22 protein-coding genes are annotated in these 24302 nt (G+C 53.0%); 10 read left to right on the top strand and 12 right to left on the bottom strand.

Going from position 1 to position 24302, the window contains the following annotated elements; all coding sequences use genetic code 11:
- Positions 1–91: 91 nt before the first annotated feature.
- Positions 92–1078: a Bug family tripartite tricarboxylate transporter substrate binding protein gene (locus tag ACVB80_RS16260; protein WP_481082334.1), complete on the bottom strand. Its 987-nt coding sequence runs from the start codon at positions 1076–1078 to the stop codon at positions 92–94.
- A gap of 318 nt (positions 1079–1396) precedes the next feature.
- On the opposite strand from ACVB80_RS16260, the gene ACVB80_RS16255 reads away from it, so the two are divergent.
- Complete coding sequence (locus ACVB80_RS16255; protein WP_481082333.1) at positions 1397–3139, top strand: methyl-accepting chemotaxis protein; 1743 nt, start codon at positions 1397–1399, stop codon at positions 3137–3139.
- A 332-nt stretch (positions 3140–3471) separates the two neighbouring features.
- Positions 3472–4995 carry an alpha-amylase gene (amyS, locus tag ACVB80_RS16250; RefSeq protein WP_481082332.1) on the top strand — a complete coding sequence of 508 codons (1524 nt, stop codon included), beginning with the start codon at positions 3472–3474 and terminating at the stop codon, positions 4993–4995.
- 79 nt (positions 4996–5074) lie between these two features.
- On the opposite strand, the gene ACVB80_RS16245 is transcribed toward amyS, so the two are convergent.
- Together ACVB80_RS16245 and ACVB80_RS16240 are read right to left on the bottom strand one after the other, a co-directional pair.
- Complete coding sequence (locus ACVB80_RS16245) at positions 5075–6673, bottom strand: isocitrate lyase (RefSeq protein WP_481082331.1); 1599 nt, start codon at positions 6671–6673, stop codon at positions 5075–5077.
- A gap of 52 nt (positions 6674–6725) precedes the next feature.
- Entirely contained in the window at positions 6726–8897 is a 2172-nt protein-coding gene (locus ACVB80_RS16240; RefSeq protein ID WP_481082330.1) for a malate synthase G, read from the bottom strand.
- A gap of 173 nt (positions 8898–9070) precedes the next feature.
- Between ACVB80_RS16240 and ACVB80_RS16235 the strand changes: the two genes are divergently transcribed.
- The 5 genes from ACVB80_RS16235 to ACVB80_RS16215 all read left to right on the top strand — a co-directional run bounded on the left by ACVB80_RS16235 (position 9071) and on the right by ACVB80_RS16215 (position 13364).
- A complete protein-coding gene (locus ACVB80_RS16235; protein ID WP_481082329.1) occupies positions 9071–10624 on the top strand; it encodes a DUF3612 domain-containing protein in 1554 nt (517 codons plus the stop codon).
- A 95-nt stretch (positions 10625–10719) separates the two neighbouring features.
- Complete coding sequence (locus ACVB80_RS16230) at positions 10720–10962, top strand: type II toxin-antitoxin system ParD family antitoxin (protein ID WP_481082328.1); 243 nt, start codon at positions 10720–10722, stop codon at positions 10960–10962.
- Between the two features lie 202 nt (positions 10963–11164).
- Complete coding sequence (locus ACVB80_RS16225; RefSeq protein ID WP_481082327.1) at positions 11165–11365, top strand: hypothetical protein; 201 nt, start codon at positions 11165–11167, stop codon at positions 11363–11365.
- Entirely contained in the window at positions 11340–11579 is a 240-nt protein-coding gene (locus ACVB80_RS16220; RefSeq protein ID WP_481082326.1) for a hypothetical protein, read from the top strand. The genes ACVB80_RS16225 and ACVB80_RS16220 overlap by 26 nt, the downstream gene beginning before the upstream one ends.
- Before the next feature lie 351 nt (positions 11580–11930).
- Entirely contained in the window at positions 11931–13364 is a 1434-nt protein-coding gene (locus ACVB80_RS16215; protein ID WP_481082325.1) for a glyceraldehyde-3-phosphate dehydrogenase, read from the top strand.
- 78 nt (positions 13365–13442) lie between these two features.
- On the opposite strand, the gene btuD is transcribed toward ACVB80_RS16215, so the two are convergent.
- From btuD to ACVB80_RS16170, 9 genes are all read right to left on the bottom strand, one after another.
- Entirely contained in the window at positions 13443–14189 is a 747-nt protein-coding gene (gene btuD / locus ACVB80_RS16210; RefSeq protein ID WP_481082324.1) for a vitamin B12 ABC transporter ATP-binding protein BtuD, read from the bottom strand.
- Positions 14176–15171 (bottom strand): vitamin B12 ABC transporter permease BtuC, encoded by a 996-nt coding sequence (gene btuC, locus ACVB80_RS16205; RefSeq protein ID WP_481082323.1) that lies wholly within the window; start codon positions 15169–15171, stop codon positions 14176–14178. Before btuC ends, btuD begins: the two co-directional genes overlap by 14 nt.
- A gap of 89 nt (positions 15172–15260) precedes the next feature.
- On the bottom strand, positions 15261–16319 hold the full coding sequence (locus ACVB80_RS16200) for a succinylglutamate desuccinylase (protein ID WP_481082322.1): 1059 nt from the start codon (positions 16317–16319) through the stop codon (positions 15261–15263).
- Positions 16320–16342: 23 nt separating this feature from the next.
- A complete protein-coding gene (locus tag ACVB80_RS16195) occupies positions 16343–16951 on the bottom strand; it encodes a histidine phosphatase family protein (RefSeq protein ID WP_481082321.1) in 609 nt (202 codons plus the stop codon).
- Positions 16938–17480 (bottom strand): bifunctional adenosylcobinamide kinase/adenosylcobinamide-phosphate guanylyltransferase, encoded by a 543-nt coding sequence (cobU, locus tag ACVB80_RS16190; RefSeq protein ID WP_481082320.1) that lies wholly within the window; start codon positions 17478–17480, stop codon positions 16938–16940. Before cobU ends, ACVB80_RS16195 begins: the two co-directional genes overlap by 14 nt.
- On the bottom strand, positions 17477–18247 hold the full coding sequence (locus ACVB80_RS16185; RefSeq protein WP_481082319.1) for an adenosylcobinamide-GDP ribazoletransferase: 771 nt from the start codon (positions 18245–18247) through the stop codon (positions 17477–17479). The genes cobU and ACVB80_RS16185 overlap by 4 nt, the downstream gene beginning before the upstream one ends.
- A complete protein-coding gene (cobT, locus tag ACVB80_RS16180) occupies positions 18244–19284 on the bottom strand; it encodes a nicotinate-nucleotide--dimethylbenzimidazole phosphoribosyltransferase (protein ID WP_481082318.1) in 1041 nt (346 codons plus the stop codon). The genes ACVB80_RS16185 and cobT overlap by 4 nt, the downstream gene beginning before the upstream one ends.
- A complete protein-coding gene (locus tag ACVB80_RS16175; RefSeq protein ID WP_481082317.1) occupies positions 19284–19895 on the bottom strand; it encodes a flavin reductase family protein in 612 nt (203 codons plus the stop codon). Before ACVB80_RS16175 ends, cobT begins: the two co-directional genes overlap by 1 nt.
- 89 nt (positions 19896–19984) lie before the next feature.
- Entirely contained in the window at positions 19985–20776 is a 792-nt protein-coding gene (locus tag ACVB80_RS16170) for a substrate-binding periplasmic protein (RefSeq protein WP_481082316.1), read from the bottom strand.
- A 307-nt stretch (positions 20777–21083) separates the two neighbouring features.
- Between ACVB80_RS16170 and ACVB80_RS16165 the strand changes: the two genes are divergently transcribed.
- The 3 genes from ACVB80_RS16165 (at position 21084) to ACVB80_RS16155 (ending at position 24269) form a co-directional block, all read left to right on the top strand.
- Entirely contained in the window at positions 21084–21707 is a 624-nt protein-coding gene (locus ACVB80_RS16165; RefSeq protein WP_481082315.1) for a hypothetical protein, read from the top strand.
- A gap of 320 nt (positions 21708–22027) precedes the next feature.
- The gene (locus ACVB80_RS16160) at positions 22028–22723 is read left to right on the top strand and encodes an NAD(P)H-binding protein (RefSeq protein WP_481082314.1); all 696 of its coding nucleotides are present in this window, start codon (positions 22028–22030) and stop codon (positions 22721–22723) included.
- Between the two features lie 172 nt (positions 22724–22895).
- The gene (locus tag ACVB80_RS16155) at positions 22896–24269 is read left to right on the top strand and encodes an L-cystine transporter (RefSeq protein WP_481082313.1); all 1374 of its coding nucleotides are present in this window, start codon (positions 22896–22898) and stop codon (positions 24267–24269) included.
- Positions 24270–24302: the final 33 nt, after the last annotated feature.

Genomic DNA, 24302 nt, shown 5'->3' with positions numbered 1-24302 from the left:
GGTTATCCTTGTGTTTTTAAATTAACAGATCTGGAAAATATCTTTTTGGGTGCCGCCCGTAAGACGGCACCGGTTATTGTTGAAATATTGATTAATTACGGGAGAAGATTTCTGCCAGAATTTCCTTATATTGCTCGTTGGTCTGAGCCAGGAAGTTGTTGAACTCTGTACCTGTCTGGTAAGCATCATCCCAGCCGTTACGCTGACGGGCTTCTGCCCATTCCGGAGTTTTCACCATTTCTTTCAGAGTCTTGTTCCAGTACTCAACCGCGTAAGCCGGCATATCTTTCGGGCCGAACAGGCCGCGCCAGTTTTCAAACGTCGCATCGATACCCTGCTCGCGTACGGTTGGGATCTTCGCCACTTCACCGTCACCTACACGCTTGTCAGCGGTTTGTGCCAGAGCGCGAAGGTCGCCGCTTTTCACCAGCTGTACCACGTCGCCCAGACCGGTCGAGATGAGGTCAACGTGTCCACCCAGTACCTGAGCCACTGCACCACCGTCCTGAAACGAGATGTAGTCGATCTTGTTCAGGTTTGGTACACCTGCTGCTTTGGCGATCAGCAGGAACTGGATGTGGTCCATACTGCCCGCTGCAGACGTACCACCGATTTTCACGCTCTTAGGATCTTTTTTCAGCGCTTCCATCACTTCGTTGATTGACTTGTATTTAGAGTCTTTGGATACCACGAATGCACCATAGTCTGTGATCAGACGCGCCAGTGGCGTGGTGTCCTGATAGCTGTACTTACTCGCACCCGTCAGGTTGGTCAGCAAAATAGGCGGCGAATAAACTGAAATCAGCTTGTCCGATCCCTTCTGAGTCTGCATGTAAGCAAGGTTTACGGCGCCACCACCACCAGGGCGGTTGGTAATTGGCATGTTTGCTTCAACAAGTCCGGTGTCTTTCAGGGTTTTTGCAACGGTACGGATCGTCAGATCCCAGCCGCCGCCGGCACCGGATGGCGCAACAAACGACAGGGTTTTAGGCGGATAGTCTTTTGCAATTGCATTACTCAGAGGCATTACTGCTACAGTTGCCACTGCAGCACCCATCAGCACACTTTTTAGTTTCATGTTCATTCTGTTACCTATTATGATTATTTCCTTATTTCAGCGGGCTTATATTGCCCGGCTGATAGGTTTATTCTCCATGAACCTGACAAATCCAACTGTGACTGCGAAACGCTTTAATCAGGTATTTAATGCCAATAAAGGTTTTAATGAACTAAACAATTAGTCGCTACAATTCAATAAGATATGGATACACCCTGCAATTAAAACCATTAAAGTCATTTGATGAATTGAATTTTATTATTTATTTCGACTGGCATCACTCCCGGCCTGTTGCACAAATCTAAAATAGTCTGACCTCTCCTGCGAATAATAAAGAACATGAAAAACATATCATTTAAAACCAAACTCTATCTGGTGGTGCTCCTTTTAATATCCGTTTCTGTCGCTACCGCCTATATCAGCGCCAATGTCCATATCAGCCGCTACATTGAAAAAAACGATACCAATGCCATCACAACCAAAATGGATCTGGTGAAGGAACTGGTGCTCGACTCAGTACAGAACAACATACTGCTGGCCAAAACCCTGGACGTCAGCATCATGGATATTAAGCCCACTCTTGAGGAAACCGACTTCAGTAACATAGTTAAAATCACTTACGGACTGTTCTTCGACCGCGATGGTATGCTTGACGACCAGACGACCATCAACCGCTATCAGAACCTTATCGGCCAGGCCGCAGGAAAGGTGGTACTGAGTGATGTGTTTGAATACGATGGCAGCCCGACCGTCACCATTACCGTGCCCCAGGATGCCACCACCGGCAGTGTGTACTTCCTCAATCTTGGCCGGCTCAGCGAGTTTCTGACCAAAACCGCCATTCCCGGCACCTTTACCGAGTTAAAAGATGGCAAAGGGACAGTGCTGTTTTCCAATCTGAACCCGGGCGATCACATTCCTGTGCCGATGGAGCTGAAGGTAATGGACGACACCTGGTCGCTGACCGGTTATATCGATAAAAGCCATATCGCAGCCAACACCGCTGCACTTAATAATCAGATCACCACTTCCCTTTTGATCTGCGCGCTGCTGATGGTGCCGCTGAGCGTGGTACTGATTATCGTCACCTTCCGCCCGATTATTTCCCTGCGCAAACTGGCGTCAGAGCTTGGCAACGGAAACGGCGACCTGACTCAGCGCCTTGCTGTCCACTCAAAGGACGATCTGGGCCAGGTTGCCACGGGCATTAACAGTTTTATCGCCAGCCTGCATACCATGATCAGTAAGGTCGCAGGCTCTACCGAAACCATCGACAGTGAAATCAGCCGGATTGAAAAGCAGATCAACGATAACCACTCGCTGTTGAGCGCCCATAAAAATGAAATGGATCTGGCCGTCACCTCAGTGCATGAAATGAGTACCACGGCAGAGCTGGTGGCCGAGAACGCCGGTAATGCCGCGCAGCATACGCTGAAAGCCAGCCAGGAAGGTACCCGCTCACGCAAGGTGGTCAATGAAGCCGTCAGCGGCGTGTCTGCACTGATCAGTGAAGTGGACTCCACTTCCGAAGCCATCATCAGCATGAGTCACGACACCCAGAAAATCGCCGATGTACTGGCGGTGATCGGTGAAATCGCTGAACAGACCAACCTGCTGGCGCTTAACGCGGCTATTGAAGCGGCCCGCGCCGGTGAGCAGGGCCGCGGCTTTGCGGTGGTCGCCGATGAAGTACGGGCGCTGGCATCACGCACCCGCAACAGCACCACAGAGATCAGCGAGATGCTCGATAAACTCCACGGTGGCACCCAAACCGTGGTAGAGCAGATGGACCGTACCAAAAACCAGTGTCAGCAGGCAGCTGAACAGACCAACCGGGTCAACGACTCGCTCGATTCCATGACCCGCTTTATCGATGAAATCAACGAGCTGGTCAGCCATATCGCAGGCTCTGCACGGGAGCAGAGCAGCGTGGCAGAGGAGATCAATCAGAACATGGCGTCCATTTCTCAAATGGTGCTGAACCTGACTGAAAACGGCGGGCAGACCAGCAGGAGTGTCCACCAGTTAGGCGAAACTCAAAAACAACTGGTGTCGGTAGTAAGCCGGTTTAAACTCGGATAGTTTCCGCACCTGACGACCAGACTCAACCCGGGCGATGGCAAATACCATTGCCCTTTTTTTGATCTGCCCGCCCCGGTGAATACACACGCTTACACTCTGTGACACGTTCATTACCACCAAAAAAGATCCCGATCCAACTTATTGATATTACAAATCTAACAGTAGTTAAATTGCAGAGCAGATCAAAATTTGTGCGCCCGGAATGGTGCTAGCTTCTCCGCGTCTGGAAAGCGCTTTGTTTTGGTTTTACGCCCGTCAGCAAAGTTGGCTGACACAGCAAACCAAACGCTGACCTGTACGCCTGCAACAAAAATAATAAAGAGAGAAATAGCATGACAACGAGAATATTTAAACGGGCAATACTGCCTCTTGCACTACTGCTGTCCGGATCGGCTTTTGCCCACCAGAATGGCACCATGATGCAGTACTTCCACTGGTATCTGCCCGACGATGGCAAACTCTGGGATCAGGTAGAAACTAACGCTCCAGCCCTGGCAGACAATGGCTTTACCGCACTCTGGCTGCCACCAGCTTATAAAGGCGCGGGCGGCAGCGGTGACGTGGGTTACGGCGTCTACGATATGTATGACCTGGGTGAGTTTAATCAAAAAGGTACGGTTCGCACAAAATACGGCGATAAACAAAGCTACCTGGACGCTATAGCGGCTGCACAGAAAAACGGCATCCAGATCTACGGAGATGTGGTTTTTAACCACCGCGGCGGTGCCGACGGCAAATCCTGGGTCGACACAGTCAGAGTGGACTGGGATGACCGCAACCGTGAACTGGGACATAAATGGATTGAGGCCTGGGTCGACTTCACTTTCCCGGGACGTAATGATGTGCACTCTTCTTTCCAGTGGCGCTGGTACCACTTTGACGGTGTAGACTACGATGCCAATGACGGAGAGAAAGCCATCTTCCGCTTTAAAGGCGCCGGCAAAGGCTGGGACTGGGAAGTCAGCAGCGAAAAAGGTAACTACGACTATCTTATGTACGCCGACCTGGATATGGACCACCCGGAAGTCAAACAGGAGCTGAAAGACTGGGGGATGTGGTACCTTAAAACCACCAAAGTCAACGGTTTCCGTATGGATGCGGTTAAGCACATTAAATACCAGTACCTTAAAGAGTGGATCGAGTACCTTCGCCAGAAGACCGGCAAAGAGCTGTTCACTGTAGGTGAATACTGGAACTATGATGTCGGCCAGCTGCATAACTTTATCAACAAAACGTCCGGCACTATGTCCCTGTTCGATGCGCCCCTGCACATGAACTTCTACCAGGCATCCCGCCAGGAAGGCCGTTACGATATGCGCCGCATCATGGATAACACCCTGATGAAAGACAATCCGGTCAAAGCCGTAACCCTGGTTGAGAACCACGATACCCAGCCACTTCAGTCACTGGAGTCTACCGTCGACTGGTGGTTCAAGCCGCTGGCCTACGCATTTATTCTGCTGCGTGAAGAAGGCTATCCGAGCGTCTTCTACGCCGACTACTATGGCGCTCAGTACAAGGATAAAGGCCATGACATCAACATGGTGCCGGTTAAGTCGATTAAAGAGCTGGTGTCACTGCGCAAGAACTACGCGTACGGCAAGCAGCACAGCTACCTGGACCACTGGGATGTGATCGGCTGGACCCGTGAAGGTGACGCTGAGCATCCGAATTCCATGGCAGTGATCATGAGTGATGGCCCTGGCGGCAAAAAGTGGATGTACACCGGCCACGCCAATACCCGCTACGTGGACAAGCTGGGTAACGTCAAAGGTGAAGTCCTGACCAATAACGACGGCTGGGGCGAGTTCTCAACCGACGGCGGTTCGGTTTCTGTCTGGGTCAGCCAGAAATAAAAAAATGGGCCAACCATCATGGCTGGCCCAAACGAAGAAAAGGGAAACGTTGGGGGCATTAAGCCCCCTTTTGGTTTTATCAGGCGAACTGATTCATGGTGTTGTTCTCCCCTGCCGCTTTCAGCGCCTGGTCTCCGGAGAAGTACTCTTTATGGTCATCGCCGATGTTGGAGCCGGACATATCCTGGTGTTTCACCGAGGAGAGTCCCTGACGGATCTCTTTACGCTGCACGCCTTTCACGTAAGCCAGCATACCCTCTGCACCGAAGTAGTCTTTGGCCAGATTGTCGGTAGAAAGCGCCGCTGTATGGTACGTTGGCAGAGTGATCAGGTGATGGAAGATACCGGCTTCACGGGCCGCGTCACGCTGGAACGTCTGGATACGTTCATCCGCAGAGCGCGCCAGTTCTGACTCATCGTACACACTGCTCATCAGTTTCTCACGCTCGTAAGCCGATACGTCTCTGCCTTCCTGCTGCCATGCATCAAATACCTGCTGACGGAAGTTCAGCGTCCAGTTAAATGACGGGCTGTTGTTGTACACCAGTTTGGCATTTGGGATCACTTCTCGGATACGATTCACCATACCGGCGATTTGCTGAACGTGTGGTTTTTCGGTCTCAATCCACAAAAGGTCTGCGCCGTTTTGCAGTGAAGTGATACAGTCCAGCACTACCCTGTCCTCACCGGTATCCGGCTTAAAGCGGATCAGGCCGTTTGGCAGCCGGGTTGGTTTAATGTAGCGGTTGCCCTGCTTCAGAACCATATCACCGCTGTCCAGCTCACTAAGTGAGGAGATCTCTTCACCGTCAATAAAGGCGTTGTACTGGTCAGCCAGATCGCCCGGGGTCTGTGATACCGGGATCTTCTGAGTCAGGCCTGCGCCCAGCGAATCGGTACGCGCCACAATTACGCCATCTTCTACGCCCAGCTCCAGGAACGCGTAACGAACCGCATTGATTTTCGCCAGGAAGTCTTCATGCGGCACGGTCACTTTACCGTCCTGGTGACCACACTGCTTGGCGTCAGACACCTGGTTTTCAATCTGAATACAACAGGCACCCGCCTCAATCATCTTCTTCGCCAGCAGGTAGGTCGCCTCTTCGTTACCAAAGCCAGCATCAATATCCGCCACAATCGGCACAACGTGGGTTTCAAAGTTGTCGATCTGGTTCTGCACCGCCTGAGCTTTCACCGTATCGCCACTGTTTCGCGCACCATCCAGTTCACGGTAGAGGTGGTTCAGCTCGCGGGCATCGGCCTGTTTCAGAAAGGTGTACAGCTCGTCAATCAGCTCCGCGACCGTGGTTTTCTCGTGCATGGACTGATCCGGCAGCGGACCAAATTCCGAACGCAGCGCCGCGACCATCCAGCCGGACAGATACAGATAACGGCCACGGGTAGTGCTGAAGTGTTTTTTCACTGAAATCATCTTCTGCTGACCGATAAAGCCGTGCCAGCAACCCAGTGACTGGGTGTAGTTAGCGCTGTCTTCATCGTAGGCCTGCATATCTTCGCGCATGATTTTGGCGGTATAGCGGGCAATATCCAGCCCGGTGCGGAAGCGGTTTTGCAGGCGCATCCGTGCCACGTATTCCGGGTTGATAGCCGACCAGGTTTTACCCTGCTGTTCGATAAACTGACCTGCGTTAGTGATTTCCGTTCTGTAGTTATCCATGATGCTGTCCTTTCACTTGGTTGTGCTGTTCACACACTTGGTTTCACGATTGTTATTGGTATTTCGCCTGTTTACGGTACTGGTGCAGCAGCGGTTCGGTATAACCGGATGGCTGTGCTGCGCCTTTAAAAATCAGAGCCCTTGCTGCCTGGTAAGCGGTGCTTTGCTCCAGGTCCGGCGTCATCGGGATATAACCGGGGTCGCCTTCGTTTTGTCTGTCCACCACCGCGGCCATTTTGGCCATGATGCTGTCCACCTGAGATTTGGTGCAGACCTTATGCGTCAGCCAGTTGGCGATGTGCTGGCTTGAGATCCGCAGGGTTGCCCTGTCTTCCATCAGCCCGGTGTCGTTGATATCCGGCACTTTGGAGCAGCCCACGCCCATCTCAATCCAGCGCACCACGTAGCCGAGAATACCCTGAATGTTGTTTTCCAGTTCCCGCCCGATTTGCTGCTGCGTCAGTTGTACTTCCTGTGGCATAAGGGCGATTTGAAGCATCTGCTCGCGCAGCTCTGCGCTGTCTGCTGACGCTGTACGTTGCTGCTCAGACACATCCACCTTGTGATAGTGCAGTGCGTGCAGAGTGGCTGCGGTAGGTGACGGCACCCAGGCGGTGGTCGCCCCCGATTGCGGATGAGTAATTTTCTGCTCCATCATCTGCGCCATTTCATCCGGCATGGCCCACATGCCTTTGCCGATCTGCGCCTTTCCGGCAAAGCCACACGCCAGCCCGACCGCCACGTTGCTGCGCTCATAAGCGCTGATCCATGGCTGGTTTTTAATCTCACCTTTTGGCAAAAATGGCCCGGCCTGCATGCTGGTGTGAATTTCATCCCCGGTACGGTCCAGGAACCCGGTATTGATAAACACCACCCGGGAGCGCGCCTGGCGGATACACTCTTTCAGGTTCAGCGAGGTTCGGCGCTCTTCATCCATAATGCCGATCTTAAGGGTGTTCTCCTCAAGCCCGAGCATCTCCTCCACCCGGCGAAAAAGCTCACAGGAGAATGCCACTTCTTCCGGGCCGTGCATCTTGGGTTTAACGATATAGATGCTGTTGGTTCGGCTGTTGGTCACCCGGCAGCTCTCCGGGTTGGTAAGCGCGATACTGCCGATAAGCGCGGTTACCGCCGCATCAATAGTGCCCTCAGGCGCCTCTTCACCATTTGGCAGGCGCACCAGGTCACTGGTCATCAGGTGGCCCACATTGCGGATCATCAGCAAAGAACGGCCATGCAGGGTATAGTCCTGTCCGTCTTTACCTGTGTAGTGCTTATCGCTGTTCATTCTGCGGGTCAGGGTTTTACCGCCTTTCTCAAAGCTGGCTTCCAGTGACCCTGTCACCAGCCCCAACCAGTTACGGTAAGCGTCCACTTTGTCTTCGGCGTCTACCGCTGCGATTGAATCTTCAAAATCCATAATGGCTGACATGGCAGACTCAACCTGAATATCATCCAGCCCGGCCAGGTCCTGACTGCCGATGGCTCCGGCGTGGTTAATCACCAGTTCGATATGCAGGCCGTTGTTCTTCAGGATGATGGAGTTTGGCTCCTGGTCCATATCACTGGCTGCCACAAACTGACCTGGTGTTTTCAGGCCGGTTTTGCTGCCATCGGGAAAGTAAGCCAACAGGTTGTGGAAATAGACGCTGTAGCTCTCCACATCGTGGTGCGAGCCCTCGTTAAGCGGGAACACCTGATCGAGGAAATCTTTGGCCCAGGCGATAACCCGCTTACCCCTGGCCGGGTTGTACTTTCTGCCTGGCTGCAGGCCCGGCTCGCTCTGGCTTATTACATCAGTGCCGTACAAGGCGTCATACAGACTTCCCCAGCGCGCGTTTGCAGCATTCAGTGCAAAGCGGGCGTTTTTCACCGGCACTACCAGCTGAGGGCCGGCAATTGAAGCGATCTCTTCATCCACATTCTCTGTTTCTATGCTGAAATCTTCCCCCTCGTCGAGCAGGTAACCAATCTCACGCAGAAATGCCTGATACTGCTCACTGGTGTACGAACGGTGCTGCTGATGAAACTCATCGATCTGCTTTTGCAGTCTGGTCCGGGTTTCGAGCAGCGCCTGATTGACCGGAGTTAACTCGCTGACCAACTGAGTCAGGCCACTCCAGAACTGCTGAGGGCTGATCCCGGTCAAAGGCAGCACTTCCTGATTAATAAACTCACAGAAGCCCTGATGGATTTGGCATTCCCTGCTTAGTGGTAAGTTCATGGCTTCGTCCTTGTGTTCGTCCCTGAAAATGGTTTCCGTTTGAGCTTTTGTCCTTTGTGAGAAATCCGTTATTTTGAGTAAATACTCACATTTGTTGCTCAACCGGGTTTTACTTTAACGAATTAATAACTAAAATTTCACAAAGAAAATTACACAGTGTAAATTTTACAGTTATGAAATCGACCAAAAGTCTGTTCCGCCAGTCCCATTTTCTGGGCACAAAGATCCGTAACTTACGGAAACGTAACCATTTAACTCTGGAAGACCTCTCTGCGCGCTGCGTAAAAGTCGACCCGGATTCGGCGCCGTCTGTCTCCTACCTCTCAATGATCGAACGGGGAAAACGGGTACCGGGGGAAGAAATGCTGGAAGTGATCGCCGCTGTTTTTCAAAAACCGGTGAAGTGGTTTCTCGATGATGTGAACGAGCAGCAGGAAATCGTGCCGGAAAAAGGCACCCGGGGCGGGATCAAAGGCATGGCACTGGAGCCTGGCTTTCTGTTCTCCAACGATATTCTGCAAATCGCGATCCCTGAGATGTTAAGCCAGACCGGCACCACCGGGCGTCAGTTCGCCCACCTGCTGATCCGCGCCTATCAGGAGCACAACCTGAATCACTTCCCGGATCTGGAACGGGCGGCAGAAGAAGTCGGCCGTAAACGCATGCCGCTGAGTGTCGAAGAGCTGTATGAGATCTGTGAAGAAGTGGGGCTGAAAATCCGCTGGTTCAGTGAAACGCCGGAGCCGGTAAGTGACAGCGCACTGGGTGAGCGCCAGAGGGTAAAGCGCTCCTTCTTTCAGCCGCCGAATATCCTGCATATCAACACCATGCTGAAGAAAGACCCGATACGGCTCAAATACGATCTGGCGGTTAACATTGGCCACATGGTACTGCACAAAGGTGACGGAGAGAAAAGCATGGTGGTGGCGGATGCCAACCCCAGCTACGGGCTTAGGGATGAACAGCAGCCATCGAGTTCGGTGGAGCTGGACTCCACCAAAATCCTCCACGCCTGGCGGGACTTCGAATGCTCATTTTTTGCAGGAGCCCTGCTCTGCCCCCGCGTGCCGTTCCGCCAGCTTCTCGACCGCCACGGCTATGAACTGAGCGTATGTAAACTGGCCGGGGTTTCCGAGTCCATCGCGATGCGCCGGATGACAGCGGTTTCCCCCTACCCGCACTGGCATTACTTTGATGCCTATAATCCGGGAAAACTGAAAGCCGTTTACCGGGGCAATGGCATTCCGCTCCCGTGGGGCAACATGCGAATGGTCGAAGACCCGTGTCAGCACTGGTCAGTATTTCGCATGGTTACCAAAGATAAAGAGTTCAACGTCAGCGTGGCGCAGATCTCAATCCTTATCCAGAACGATGTGCCCCATATTTACTGTTGTGAATCGGTCAAAGTAAAAGACTTTGCCGGCAACCCACACGTACTGTGCAGCGGCGTAGACCTAAACCCGGCCATCAACGCCCAGGGACACGACGCCGTCGCGGTCGCCACCGCTCTGAAAGAAGCCTGCGTACAAAACGGCGGCACCGCGGTCATCCCGCTCAAAGTGAGAAAACTGCTGATGACTGTCGCCCGGATCCTCAACATCAACTGGATAGAACGCGGCATCGATAACCGCGCAAGGCTGATCTGCTCACGCGGCGCAGTCTGCCCGAGAAGGCCTAGGTGCTATGAGAAGCACCAACAGTTACAGGTGGTGGAGACGCCTCAGTAAGAAGAGACAAACAGCCAGGGGGATTGAAAACCTGCTTGTATTATCACCAGCCCGATACCACAATTGAGTATTATTTGGTATCAGGCAGTTCTCTCATGGCCAAAAACACCAGCGTTACATTAGGTGACCACTTTGACAGTTTTATCTCAGATCAGGTTCAAAGCGGCCGCTATGGCTCTGCCAGCGAAGTGATCCGCTCAGCCCTGCGTTTACTGGAAAATCAGGAAACCAAACTGACGACACTACGCCAGCTTTTGATTGAAGGTGAGCTAAGTGACGATACAGATTACGACTTCGACAGCTTTATCAACGAGTTGGATGGGAATGACACCAAATGAAACCCTTTGCCCTCACAGCAAAAGCATGAACGTAAACCCCGTATTAGGCTCCTGAACCACATACCGCACCGTCCTTTCCACGTCCCACGCAGCGAAGCGCCCACGAACCACGCACCCGTTTTTTAATTCATCTTCCATTCATTTTCGTACCAGTAGTATTAACTCATCGCCGGAGAGTGTCCGGTGCAACGAATGAGGATATATGACCAGACTGCTTGTTTCTGTATTTGCGATGTTTATCGGATTTTTCTCCCTGATCGTGGGGCTTGTGATGATGCCGTTTATCGCCATTGCCGCTTTCTTTACCGGCAAGCGACTCCAGAAGCAGATGCGACAGAGCGTTTACCGGACCGATCCGGACGTAATTGAGGGCGAATATGAAGAAGTTAAAAACAACAAGTAAAAGAACCCGAATCAAACGTGCCATGCGCAAACAGTGCGCTCTGGTGTTTTACGTTACCGCAGCGATCACCGCTATGGTGCTGACTTACCCGAGCCATGATCACAAAACAGAAAATCCGGCACCACCCGCGACCAGCCAGCTGACCGTCAAAACGGTCAGCCTGGACATAAGTGATCTTAAACAGGTCAACGGGTCCAAAATCTATTCAATTTAGAGGCGGTCAAGCTTTAAGGCCGCCCAACCGATCACAAAATTAACAACAACTCCTCTGTAAACCGTGCTGATTTCCTGGCACGGATATTTCGCCATTCAAAATAAGCCAACTCTAACCTCCTGATTCTAAAAAACAGCTGACGGTATATAAAACAGTATTCGCTTAAATCCCCCACGTTTTTTGCCACTTAATTTTGCTGGCAGATTAATATTTCAACCCTTACAATCCGGCCACATTAAAGAAACAACAATTCAACAATGGCATATTTTGTCATCTGTTATCCGTGGTATGAATACCCTCCGTTCATGCCGCTTTTTTGTATCAACAACGTGAAAAAGGTCCCCTAATACAATGAGCCCGGAAAAGTATCTTCTTGACTGGCAAACCAGCCAAACCAATGCCGAAGCCATCTCCCCTCTTCTTGGTCAGCTGTATCGTAACAAAGGCGTCGAAATTACCCTGTTTGGCCGTATGCTGATCAACGCCTCCACCATCGACATTATCAAAGCGCACCGCCTGGCACGCCGCTATACCGGTGAAGAGTTGTCGACAGAGCAAACCCTGCCACTGCTGGAAATGCTCAACGACCTGCCGCTTAACGCCTGCCAGATCGATATTGGCCGCCTGGCCGATGGCTACTGGAAGCATCACGAAGACCTGGCCGGTCTGGGTGACTACCTGGCAACCGCTCTGGAAGATCCGCTTAAATGCACCAAAGATAATCAAACCAAAGATGTGGTGCTGTACGGATTTGGTCGTATCGGCCGCCTGCTGGCCCGCCTGCTGGTTGAAAAAAGTGGCGCTGGCTACCCGCTTCGCCTGCGCGCTGTGGTTGTCCGCGGTGGCAAAGACGGCGATCTGGCCAAGCGTGCAAGCCTGCTGCGCCGCGATTCGGTACACGGTAACTTTAACGGCAGCATCACGGTTGATGAAGAGCGCAGCGCGCTTATCGTAAACGGTAACTTTATCCAGTTTATCTACGCATCCGGCCCGGAAGATGTGGATTACACCCGCTATGGTATTCAAAACGCGCTGGTGGTCGACAACACCGGTGTATGGCGTGACTCTGAAGGCCTGAGCCGTCACCTGGCGTGCGCTGGCGCAGACAAAGTGCTGCTGACCGCACCAGGAAAAGGCGACCTGAAGAACGTGGTGTTTGGTGTGAACGAAACGGTGATTCAGGAAGATGACAAAATCATCTCAGCGGCGAGCTGTACCACCAACGCGATTACCCCGGTACTGAAGGCCATTAACGATAAATACGGCATCGAAAGCGGCCATATTGAAACCGTTCACTCTTACACCAACGACCAGAACCTGATCGACAACTTCCACAGCGGCGAGCGCCGTGGCCGTTCTGCGTCGCTGAACATGGTTCTGACCTCTACCGGTGCCGCGAAAGCCGTATCCAAAGCGCTGCCGGAGCTGACCGGCAAACTGACCGGCAACGCTATCCGCGTACCGACGCCAAACGTTTCAATGGCGGTGGCAAACCTGAACCTGTCGTCAGAAGCTGAAAAAGAAGAGATGAACCTGTACCTGCGTGAAATGGCGCTTCACTCTCCGCTGTCTGATCAGATTGATTACACAGATTCGACCGAAGTGGTCTCCAGCGACATCATAGGCTCGCGCCACCCGGGCGTGATTGATGGTGCAGCCACCATTGCGGAAGGCAACCGCTGCGTGCTCTACATCTGGTATGACAACGAGTTTGGTTACAGCTGCCAGGTGGTTCACTGTATGGAACAGATGATGGGTGTGCGGTTTAAGCACTACCCTGCCTGAGTTTTGAGCCGGACTTCCGGCCGCTGATATTGTTGTACTTCGGCCGCCTGCCTCCCTTTGGCGGCCTTCTTTTATCACCTAAAACAGCAAATGAGGCCTGCCATCAAGGTCTGCTTTACGCACCGTTGTCTCATACACTTCACTCAGCAGATCCGGGCAGAGCACCGACTCCACATCACCAAACTTTTTCATCACGCCGCGATCAAGCAACAGTGCTTTATCAGCCCGGTGAAGGGTACGGTTGAGATCGTGATTGGCCATGATGACGCTTAGCCCCAGCGAAGCAACTTCATCAATCAAATCGTAAAGCAATTTTTCCTGGCCGATATCAAGCGGCGCTGCCGGTTCATCGAGCAACAGCAGCTCTGCATACGGGTTGAGGGATGGCCACACCTGCAGGCAAATCGCTGCCAGCCGGACACGCTGCCATTCACCACCGGAAAGCTGGCTCACCTGACGGCTGAGTTTATCGCTGACTTTAAGCCTGTGACAAACAGACTCCAGTACATCCATGACCTGATCCTGCGGTGCAGTCGCCGGTACAGAAAGTGAAAGGAAATGATACACACTGAGACTGAACGCCGGCCTTGCCTGCTGAGGCAGATAGCCCCGGCGGGTGGCCAGCATTTCCAGAGAGCAGTCACTTATCAGGGTATCCTCAATCCGGACTTCCCCCTGGCAGTCAAGCAGGCCTGATACCGCCGAAAGCAGCGTACTTTTGCCGCTGCCATTGGGCCCAATTACATGCAGTATTTCACCCTTTTCAAGCTGAAAAGAGAGTGGAAGCAGCCGGGGCGATACATTGAGTTGGTTAACGTAAATCATGATTTCTTAGCAGCATCCAGATAAAGACAGGCGCCCCCACCGAAGTGGTGACCACGCCAAGTGGCAGTTCAGCAGAATCGAGCGCGGTACGGGCAATGATATCGGCAAACACCAGCAGACTGCCGCCAGCCAGGGCGGACATCGGCAACAGATAGCGGTTCTCACTGCCCAGGCCAAGGCGCAGCAAATGCGGCACGACCAGGCCAACAAAACTGATGATCCCGCCCAGCGCGACAGCCATACCCACCAGCAGCGACACCGCCAGAATCAGTTGCCAGCGAAGCCTGTCAACATCCACACCCAGCTGACGGGCGTGAACTTCCCCTATCATCAGCTTATCGAGCTTACTGCCCTGACGGCAAAGCCAGAAGATCACCGGCAGCATCAAAACTGTCAGGGTATGCTGGGACCAGCTGGTGCCGCCAATGCTGCCCATCAGCCAGTACATCAGGGCCCGCATGCTCATATCATCACTGAAATAAAATGCCCAGGTAACCACTGCGCCGGTCAGAATACCAATCGCCACCCCAACCAGCAGCAGTCTTGGCGTACTGAGCTTCATGCTGCGTGCCAGCCACACCAGCAGCATGGTAAAAGCCAGCGAGCCGAGTACCGCAGCCAGCATGGTCACTTCGGCGGTAGGTGCGAAGGGTAAGAAAAACAACAAAATGATCATCGCCACACTGGCACCGCCGGAGATCCCGAGCACGCCGGGTTCTGCCAGCGGGTTACCGAGCAATACCTGAAGGCTGGCACCGGAGACGGCCAGCGCCGCGCCTATCGCCAGCGCAGAAAACAATCGTGGCATGCGCAGCTCAACCAGCAGCATCTGACTTAAAGGCTCAGAAAAACTGAAAGGGGTTATCCAGACTTCACCCAGCGCCAGGTAGAGCAGAGACAGCAGCGACAGGGCTATCCCGCCAACAACAAAGGCTTTTTGCCAGCGCCTGTGGTGACGCTGTAGTAACTGGTTGAAATCCATAACAAGAAGAATCGGCTAAAAGTGGGATTACCTTACCGATTTGCCCGGCGCTTGCCAAGAACCATAGTCCGGTAACGCCGGGTTTACCGCTATTGCGCAATCAACTGATCGTTTTCAAACCGCATTGGGGTCTCCGTCACCATCAGGGCGGCACGATGATTGATCGCTACCCTGGAGTTCGGAAACACCACTGCTTCACGGTCACACTCAGCGTAGATAAATTCCTCTCCGTCGATAGCCAGCAACTCACCTTTCTTAAACCGGGTGAAATTGGCCAGGGTATCAGCAAAGGTAAAACTGAACTCGCGGTGGGTTTTGATGATGGTACGGGTCACCCGGTAGATTTTTGGCGCTCTCTGACGGCCTTTGTATTCTTCACCGGCCAGCAGATGACGAAGGTTTTTGGAAAACGCCGCTACTTTGCGGTACTTGTTCCTGCCAAAAGGACAGACTTTACCAAGTTCCATCGTCAGTGCCTGAGCGCCGTGTTTGTCTGCGCTGTACCAGCTGAAGGTACTGGACGGCGCCTCAGAAAGCAGCACGGCTTCAATCCGTGCACTTGCTAAAAAATCACACAGCGCACGGCTTCTGACCGGATGCGGGCTGGCCGGACTGACGGCAAAGGTATAGTGTTTGGAATCACGGATCGCGCTGTGCAGATCCAGATGCCAGCGCTGGGACATTTCACTGCCGCTGTAGAAGCGGTCGACTTCACTCATCAGGCGTTTGGCAATTTCGGTTTCGCAACTGGTGTGCTCTCCCGCTCCGGCAAACAGACGGTTAAGATTTTCGTCGATAAACCGGGTGTGATCATGCGTTGCCTGCGGGTGGGCGATAATAAACAGACAGCGGGTACGGCAAGCCAGCACTCCCTGCTCTATTTCAGAGATAAGCTCACTGACAATCTCCATGCCAATGGTTTCGTCACCGTGGATCCCGGATGACAGCACCATATAAGGCGTATCCGGCCCCTGTCCTGCGGGAACAAACTCTGCCATTCCCCTGCTGAGCCAGCGAAGCTCACCGCTTTCCAGCGCCAGAGTCGGGTCAGTGGGCGCAATATCATCGAGCGTTGACTGAAGAAATGAAGAATCCGGAAACAATGAACTGACCATGGTGACATCCTTGTGATCGGGGAATAATTCCATGTTACATCATTGTTATTAAATAATTAATCCTTTACTTCACCCACAGACAGCACACGGATCACATCCTCGTCACCCGGATAGTATTCGAGATGCGTTTCACTGCCATTGGCGATGGCAAGCCGGGAATAGATTAACGGATTTTTCCAGTCCAGACCCAATACATGAGCCAGTAACATACGGATCACTCCGCCATGAGTGACCACCATGGTCAGCTCTGCCTCTGCATTCAGAACCTGCCGGAAACCACAAATCACTCTTTCGTGAAACAGCGAAAGACTTTCCGCTCCTGGCAGGGTGTTATTCACCGGGTCCTGCCAGTAACGTTCAAGCTGCGGCCAGTGCTGGCTGAGATCGTCAAATGAAACCCCGTCAAACTCGCCGAATGAAATTTCAGCCAGATCTGCAGCAACAACGCAGTTTTTGCCCAGCGCGACCGCCATCTGCTCTGCAAGCCCATGACAACGGCTGAGTGGCGAAGTCACCACCCTGTCGATGTCCGGATAACGTTTAAGCAGCTTTTCTGCGCGCGCCTGCTGACGCCGGGCCAAAACAGGAGCATCAGTATGACCATTAAGCGCTGCCGGGCCTTCGGTCTTTTCATGACGGATGAGAATGATTCTACGCGCTTTCACTGTCATGCCCTTTTAAGGTCATCGGCAGTCCGGCCGCCACAAAGGTGACCCGATCAGCCACTGCTGCTATTTTCTGATTCATCCAGCCTGCATGGTCGACAAACAGCCGGGAGACTTCTCCCAGCGGCACCACGCCAAGACCAACCTCATTGGAGACCAGGGTGATATCGGCGGAGGAAGCTTCCAGCGCTTCCACCAGGTCTGTGACCCGGCGACTGATGGTCTCCGGTGTGGCCTGCTCTCCGCCGGCAAATATCACATTGTTCAGCCACAGGGTCAGACAATCCACCAGCACCACATCGCCGTGCTGAAACTCGCCCAGTAACTCCGGCAACTGTTCCGGGCATTCATGCAATATCCAGCCTTCGCCCCGCTGAGCCTGGTGCATGGCGATTCGGCTTTCCATCTCGTTGTCGAACGCAATGGCGGTTGCCACATAATGAAGCGAGCTGCCGGGCAGGCTTTTTACCCACCGTTCCGAAAAGGAAGACTTACCGCTGCGCGCGCCGCCCAATACAAGATGAATCACATCGATACTCCTGCCAAAACAATCAGATAAATAAGCAGTTCAGCCAGCTGCTGGGCCGCGCCCAGGCAGTCACCGGTAAAACCGCCGATGCGTGCCATCAGCCAGCGTTTAAACAGCCAGCGAAAGCCCAGAACCAAAATGGCAATACTCACTGCCATCACCGGAGAAAAAGGCAACAGCGCCAGCGTGCCACAGGCGAGCAAAAAAGCCTGCTCTCCTGGGGTCTGTGACTGCGCCAGCGGCTTGCTTTTACTGGTACTGGTTTCTGACACATACGGCATGCTGCCAATCAGCGTCGCTGCAACAGCGCGGCTGACCACATAAGCAGAGATCAACACCGGGACCAGTGATGTTTGCAGCGCCAGCTCAGTCAGCAGGGTGAACTTAGCCAGCAGTGCCATTACCAGAGTCACCGCACCGTAGGTACCAATGCGACTGTCTTTCATAATGGCGAGGCGTTTTTCCAGCGTCATACCACCACCAATCCCATCCGCCATATCGGCCAGCCCGTCTTCATGGAACGCACCGGTGAGAAGCAGGCTGAACACCATGGTCAGCAGCACCGCGACGGAGGAAGGAAACAGCAGCTCTGCCACAAAGAACACCAGTGCACAGAGCCCGCCAAGAAGCAGGCCAACCAGGGCAAAGTAGCGCCCTGCACGGTTCATCCGCTCCTCAGAGTATGGTGTGGAAGCCGGTACCGGAAGACGGGAGAAAAAGCCCAGAGCCAGACAGAACAACTCCCACTGATAACGCAGCTGACTCACACCGTCACTCCGGCACTGTCAAAGGTCGCCATGTTGTTGTAAAACTCAGCTGCAGCTTTGAGCAGCGGGAACGCCAGCGCTGCGCCGGTGCCCTCACCGAGACGCAGACCAAGGTCTAACAACGGCTCCGCCTGAAGGGCTTCCAGCGCCAGCTTATGGCCTGACTCGTGCGAGCGATGCGCAAAGATCATTACCCGGCGGCACTCAGGCTCAATCCGGACCGCTGACAGCGCAGCCACTGTCGCGATAAAGCCGTCCACAAGAATCGGAGTATTCTGACGGCCCGCTTCAAGGTAGGCGCCTGTCATCTGAACGATCTCAAAGCCGCCCAGCTCAGCCAGCAGGGCTTTGGGGTCACTTTGCTCACCCACTCTTCGCACTGCGCGGCTGATAAGGTCTGTTTTCTTTCTCAGCTGTTCAGAGTCAATGCCGGTACCGCGCCCGACACACGACTCAACCGGCGCGCCGGTGAATGCAGCCAGCAGCGCTGCCGAGCTGGATGTATTGCCAATGCCCATTTCACCCTGCATCAGAACCTGACTACCCTGTGCCACGGCCTGCGAGACAACCTTAGCGCCAAAATCCAGCCCCAGTGCAACCTGTTCAATACTCATGGCAGGCTGGGATGAAATATCCCCGGTTCCATTACCAAGGCGCTGTTCGACATAATCTTCATACAGGGGCAGTGATTCAGGCTCTGTCAGCGGTGCAATCATGCCGCAATCAATCACTTTAATGCCAATACCTGCGCTGCGGCAGAAACAGTTGATCGCCGCACCACCGGAAAGAAAATTCATCACCATCTGCTGGGTCACTTCACTCGGAGCAATACTGATGCCCTGGCGGGCAATACCGTGATCACCGGCAAACACCAGCGCCAGTGGTTTCTCCAGTGAAATAGCTTCGCACACGTGGCCGTCACTCTGGATTTCTGCCAGTTGCAGCGCCAGCGCTTCAAGCTGGCCAAGCGAGCCAGGTGGTTTGGTCTTGTTGTCGATACGGGCCTGGATTGCACCGCGCAGTTCTGTGTTGGTCATTATTCTGGTCTCGCAATTGAAAATGGGGTTGTCAGGGTGGCGTACTGGGTTCCGCCAAGGCGGGCAAGCGGATTGAGTCTTTCTGCCTCAACGATCAGGCGGCTGTCATCCGGCGTGATCACCGATTCATCGATAAAAACCTGCTCGATCCGGGCAAATACCAGATGCTGCGGGACTTCGCCCATAGTCTGCAGTTCATGCAGCACACAACCAAAGGCCACTTTACAGTCACTCAGTCGTGGCAGGCCAAATTCCGGCCAGTCAGTGGTATCCAGATCCAATTTGCTGATTTCAGACTCACCGTGATCCAGCGCTGCCGAGCTGTCTGTTACGGCCTGCGCAAGGTCGGCAGAGGCAATATGAATCACCATTTTGCTGCCGTTTTTAATATTGGCGACGGTATCTTTCAGGCCGCCATCGGGCTTTTTCCCGACGGAAAACATCATGATCGGCGGACGACTTGAAACCGCAGTAAAGTAAGAAAAAGGAGCCAGATTCAGGGCATCCGGGCCCGATTCTGTCAGCACCCAGGCGACCGGGCGGGGAATGATGGTTTGGGTCATCAAATGATAGATCTGAGCGCCGCTCAGGGTGGCGAGGTCAATATTCACATGGATATCCTTAAAAGTGACATCCAGCAATTCTAACGGCAATGACAATACCAATGCCATCAATTAATTACAGGTCAGACAGCCTGCTCTCAGATCCGCAGCCAGCTCATCAGCAATGCACCAAGATAGTAGGACTGACCAGCAACCGAATACCGGGTCGCATGGTAATCTTCGAGCACTCTGTCGTAGGTACCGTTCTCTTTGATGGCAGCAAGCCCCCGGTTAAATACCGCCAGTAATTCCCTGGCATTTGGATTCTCTTTGCTGACCGCCACATAGAGGTCGGTTTTCCTGAGCGCCTTTTCAGACCAGTCCAGCAGCTTCATATCAATCGCATACTGATGCGCGGTGTAGTCAATCACGACCGGGTCCCCCACGATCAGATCTATCCGCCCGGCAAGCAGTTTATACAGATTACTGGCCATATTACCGACCGGTTCACGAGTGAAGTATCTGGCCAGTTCGAAGTCCCTGGTATAAGTATATCCCCGCATCGTCCCCACTTTCTTGCCCGCCAGACTGGTGAGGCCGTCAAACTCATAGGGATCGCCTTTGCGTTTAAAGAAAATCAGGGAATTAGTAAAGTAAGGATCACTAAACATGAGGTATTGTGCCCGCTCATCAGAATGCCAGGCACCTATGATGATATCGAGCTTATTGCGTCTGGCTTCAAACAGCACCCGGGACCAGGGAACAAACTTCAGGTCAATATCATAGCCCTGAGAAGCATAAGCATGAGCGACAATCTCTACGGCAAGACCCCGCCGGTCTCCTTTCATCACATAAGGAGGCCACTCATCCTGCATCGCCAGCAGGGTTTGCGCCTGACAGGCAAATGCGCTGACTACAGCCATCAATATGCCAATTACAGTCCGCCACATAGTTCCCCCAAAATATCCGGGCCTTTATAAAGTTATGATTCGCCAACCTCCAGGTGTCAAATGTCCGCCGCCTTAAACCGGCGCCGGATCTCAGGATAATAAGATTTGTATCAATAAGTTCGCAATTTCAAAACCGGTCACTGCATTTTGCAAGTCAAATCAGAATCAAAATGCAACCAGACACAGGGTCTTAGCGAATGTAATCAAAATCAGAGAGTTGCGTGAAGGACAAGTATTGGCACCAAGTATGCATCAAAAAAAGTGACCCGTTTTTCTCTTTATGTCCGGGACTATCCGGGAGGTCACCATGAAAACGATGCGACATGTAATGCTGTTTGACCCAGTGCCTTTTGCCAGTAACAGCAAGAAAATGGCCCATGATGCGCTTTCATCCATGCAGTCACAGAACACGGTTGTCAGCGTCTGTACGCTCAACCCTGCAGTATGGCAGGACCTGCCCAACACAACGATCTTCAGACTTAAACCCGGGTTTGCAGGGATCCAGCTGCCAGGACGCAGCGGGCTGCTCTTAAGTCAGTTATATCAGTGTGTCATGGTGCTTTGGTGCGTACTGTGTTCCGGCCCGGTTCATACCGTGATCGCAACGACCAGCCCGGCTGTGGACCATGCCATCTACTTCATGCGTACCATTCTGCGCTTTGAACTTATTCAGGTATTGTCCGGCCCTGTCAGTTGGTCAAAACAGGTCGGCAACTGTCTGAGCCGCGCAAGCAAAGTTCTCTATCCGCTCAGCGCTAAACACAGTATTGAAGAAGCCATTGCCTGCCGCTGGGATAATCAGCCTGGCTCGCTTGCCCACCAGTGGGCCGAACGCGAACTGGCCAGCGGACGCTTCTGGGCCTATCAGTCACGCGGTGAACTGCCGGGAGAACTGGCCCACGCTTTGGATGAACAGCGAAAAGTGGCCTAATATTAAAAGCAGGAGGAGCCAAAAAACCGGAGCATTTTCCTGTAATTGTACGAAAAGGAGGGTGTTATGTTGCCTATTCGTAAACCTAAAAAACCGGTAAAAAATACCAATAAAACTCCACATGGACGCCGCCCGCGCAAACGCCGGGTTCCAATGTCACTCACCTGAGGCGCATCTGCGCCATAGCCGATCATCAGCTGCTTAGCTCCTGCTAAGCGCTGATGAGATAAGAGCCAAAGCTCACAAATTAACCATACCATCACCAACCTATTCAAGTATCTGTTATCATTTATAAAAATACAGAATCTCAGAGGTCAGCTATGTTGCTTTCAGAATGTCGCAGTGTGATTGTTGCCGGTAACAGTGGCCTGATTGGCAGTGAACTGACCAGGCAGCTTTGCCTGCATTCCGGACTGGAGAAACTCCACCTGCTTTGCCGCCGTATCCCTGAACAACCAGACCCTAAGATGGTTTGCCATCCCCACCCCACCCTTGCTATCACCGACTGGGATGAATCTCAGCCTGCGCCGGATTGTGGCTTTATCTGCCTCGGCACTACCCTGAAAAAAGCCGGCAGCAAAGAGGCACTGGCCAAAGTGGACTATGAACTGGTATGTCAGGTAGCCAACACAATGAAACTGCTGGGCGTCAAAAGGCTGGCGGTGGTTTCCAGTATCGGCGCGGATCCCAACTCGTTTTCTCACTACCTGCGCTGTAAGGGGAAAATGGAGCAGGCACTGCAGGGCATGGGCTTTGAGCGACTGGTGATCGTGCGCCCGGGCCCGCTCGGTGGTCACCGCCAGGAGAAACGACTCAATGAAGAGCTGACCGCTCCGCTGCTGAAAGTGCTCTCCCCCCTGATGGCAGGCAAACTGGCCAACTACCGCCTGATTAACGCTGAAGATGTGGCAAAAGCCATGCTGTATGCTCTCTATCAGCAGGATGAAGAGTACACTTCTGCCACCCGTATCCTGGATTCCCGTGCAATGTGGCGGCTGATTGACCAGTATTCGTAAAACAAATAATCAACCGCGCAAACTTCAACCAATTGTATAACCAAAGATTATATATAAGAGCAAAGCTGTCTTTGTGATCTTTGTCGCTGCCATTAACGTATCTCCCCAGAACTTCATTCTGTGAATTCCCTCATTTAACACAATTTATAAAGTCAGTTTTAAGGAATCCGTTATGTCTGTAGCCGTTGTCGCGAACTTAGCCGTGTTCGCAGCGCTGCTTTTCTTTTTGAGCTTGCAGCAAAGAAAAGGTGCCACCCTTTCCCGCCAGGTTTTGATTGGCCTTGTTTTTGGTAGCCTGTTTGGACTTGCGCTTCAGCTGATCTATAGTGAAGGCAACGCTGCCATTTCAGCCAGCCTGGAGTGGATCAACGTCGTTGGCCGTGGTTATGTTGGTCTGCTGAAGATGATCATCATGCCGCTGGTACTGGTATCCATGATTGCCGCGGTGGTAAAGCTGGAAAAATCCGGCTCGCTTGGCAAAATCAGTGGCCTGACTATTTCTGTCCTGCTGGTCACCACCATGATCTCAGCACTGATTGGTATCGCTGTCACTCACACATTTGGTCTGTCAGCCGAAGGCCTGACCGAAGGCGCACGTGAAACTGCCCGTATTGCAGCGCTGGAAAGCCGTATTGACCGTGTCAGCGACCTGACTGTTCCTCAAATGCTGGTGAGCTTCATTCCAACCAACCCATTCGCAGATCTGACCGGTGCACGTTCAACCTCGATCATCGCCGTGGTTATCTTCGGTATCCTGACCGGCGTTGCTGCCCGTAAAGTGATGATTGAAAAGGAAGAGCTGGAATCGCCAATCCGTACGTTCGTGGAAGCGGCCCAGTCAATCGTGATGCGTCTGGTGAAGATGATCATGGCCCTGACGCCTTACGGTATCGCGGCTCTGATGGCAAAAGTGGTTGCCACCTCAAGCGCCTCTGACATCCTGAACCTGCTGGGCTTTATCGTCGCTTCTTACGTGGCCATTATCCTGATGTTTGTGGTACACGGTATTCTGGTGTCGCTTGTTGGCGTGAGCCCGAAAGAGTACTTCAAGAAGATCTGGCCGGTTCTGACGTTCGCGTTCACCTCACGCAGCTCAGCAGCATCTATCCCGCTGAACGTAGAAGCACAGATCACCAAACTGAACGTGCCACCAGCGATCGCTAACCTGTCAGCTTCCTTTGGTGCCACTATCGGCCAGAACGGCTGTGCCGGTATCTACCCTGCCATGCTGGCGGTGATGGTAGCGCCAACTGTGGGTATCAACCCGATGGACATCAACTTCATTCTGTCTCTGGTTGCCATTATCACCATCAGCTCGTTTGGCATCGCCGGTGTGGGCGGCGGCGCGACTTTTGCCGCCCTGATTGTCCTGCCAGCTATGGGACTGCCGGTCACTATCGCAGCTCTGCTTATCTCCATTGAGCCGCTGATCGATATGGCGCGTACCGCACTGAACGTATCCGGTGCGATGACGGCCGGTACCATTACCAGCCGCCTGATGAAAGATAAAAGCGGGCAGGAACCACAGCCGGTTGAACAGGCTTAAGATCTCCCCTTCCACTCTCTGAACCAAGAAACC

The organism is Vibrio sp. 9-16B-A1, assembly GCF_056726165.1.
Note: the sequence above shows the minus strand (reverse complement) of the source record. Positions and strands in the feature narration are given on the sequence as shown.

Excerpts from the sequence above, each read along its gene's own strand:
- ACVB80_RS16255 (WP_481082333.1), top strand. The coding sequence starts at position 1,397 with ATGAAAAACATATCATTTAAAACCAAACTCTATCTGGTGGTGCTCCTT.
- ACVB80_RS16200 (WP_481082322.1), bottom strand. The coding sequence starts at position 16,319 with ATGGAATTATTCCCCGATCACAAGGATGTCACCATGGTCAGTTCATTG.
- ACVB80_RS16235 (WP_481082329.1), top strand. The coding sequence starts at position 9,071 with ATGAAATCGACCAAAAGTCTGTTCCGCCAGTCCCATTTTCTGGGCACA.
- ACVB80_RS16160 (WP_481082314.1), top strand. The coding sequence starts at position 22,028 with ATGTTGCTTTCAGAATGTCGCAGTGTGATTGTTGCCGGTAACAGTGGC.
- ACVB80_RS16225 (WP_481082327.1), top strand. The coding sequence starts at position 11,165 with ATGACCAGACTGCTTGTTTCTGTATTTGCGATGTTTATCGGATTTTTC.
- ACVB80_RS16220 (WP_481082326.1), top strand. The coding sequence starts at position 11,340 with ATGAAGAAGTTAAAAACAACAAGTAAAAGAACCCGAATCAAACGTGCC.
- cobT (WP_481082318.1), bottom strand. The coding sequence starts at position 19,284 with ATGACCAACACAGAACTGCGCGGTGCAATCCAGGCCCGTATCGACAAC.
- btuD (WP_481082324.1), bottom strand. The coding sequence starts at position 14,189 with ATGATTTACGTTAACCAACTCAATGTATCGCCCCGGCTGCTTCCACTC.
- ACVB80_RS16165 (WP_481082315.1), top strand. The coding sequence starts at position 21,084 with ATGAAAACGATGCGACATGTAATGCTGTTTGACCCAGTGCCTTTTGCC.
- ACVB80_RS16230 (WP_481082328.1), top strand. The coding sequence starts at position 10,720 with ATGGCCAAAAACACCAGCGTTACATTAGGTGACCACTTTGACAGTTTT.
- ACVB80_RS16170 (WP_481082316.1), bottom strand. The coding sequence starts at position 20,776 with ATGTGGCGGACTGTAATTGGCATATTGATGGCTGTAGTCAGCGCATTT.
- ACVB80_RS16215 (WP_481082325.1), top strand. The coding sequence starts at position 11,931 with ATGAGCCCGGAAAAGTATCTTCTTGACTGGCAAACCAGCCAAACCAAT.
- ACVB80_RS16260 (WP_481082334.1), bottom strand. The coding sequence starts at position 1,078 with ATGAAACTAAAAAGTGTGCTGATGGGTGCTGCAGTGGCAACTGTAGCA.
- ACVB80_RS16245 (WP_481082331.1), bottom strand. The coding sequence starts at position 6,673 with ATGGATAACTACAGAACGGAAATCACTAACGCAGGTCAGTTTATCGAA.
- btuC (WP_481082323.1), bottom strand. The coding sequence starts at position 15,171 with ATGGATTTCAACCAGTTACTACAGCGTCACCACAGGCGCTGGCAAAAA.
- amyS (WP_481082332.1), top strand. The coding sequence starts at position 3,472 with ATGACAACGAGAATATTTAAACGGGCAATACTGCCTCTTGCACTACTG.
- ACVB80_RS16155 (WP_481082313.1), top strand. The coding sequence starts at position 22,896 with ATGTCTGTAGCCGTTGTCGCGAACTTAGCCGTGTTCGCAGCGCTGCTT.
- ACVB80_RS16240 (WP_481082330.1), bottom strand. The coding sequence starts at position 8,897 with ATGAACTTACCACTAAGCAGGGAATGCCAAATCCATCAGGGCTTCTGT.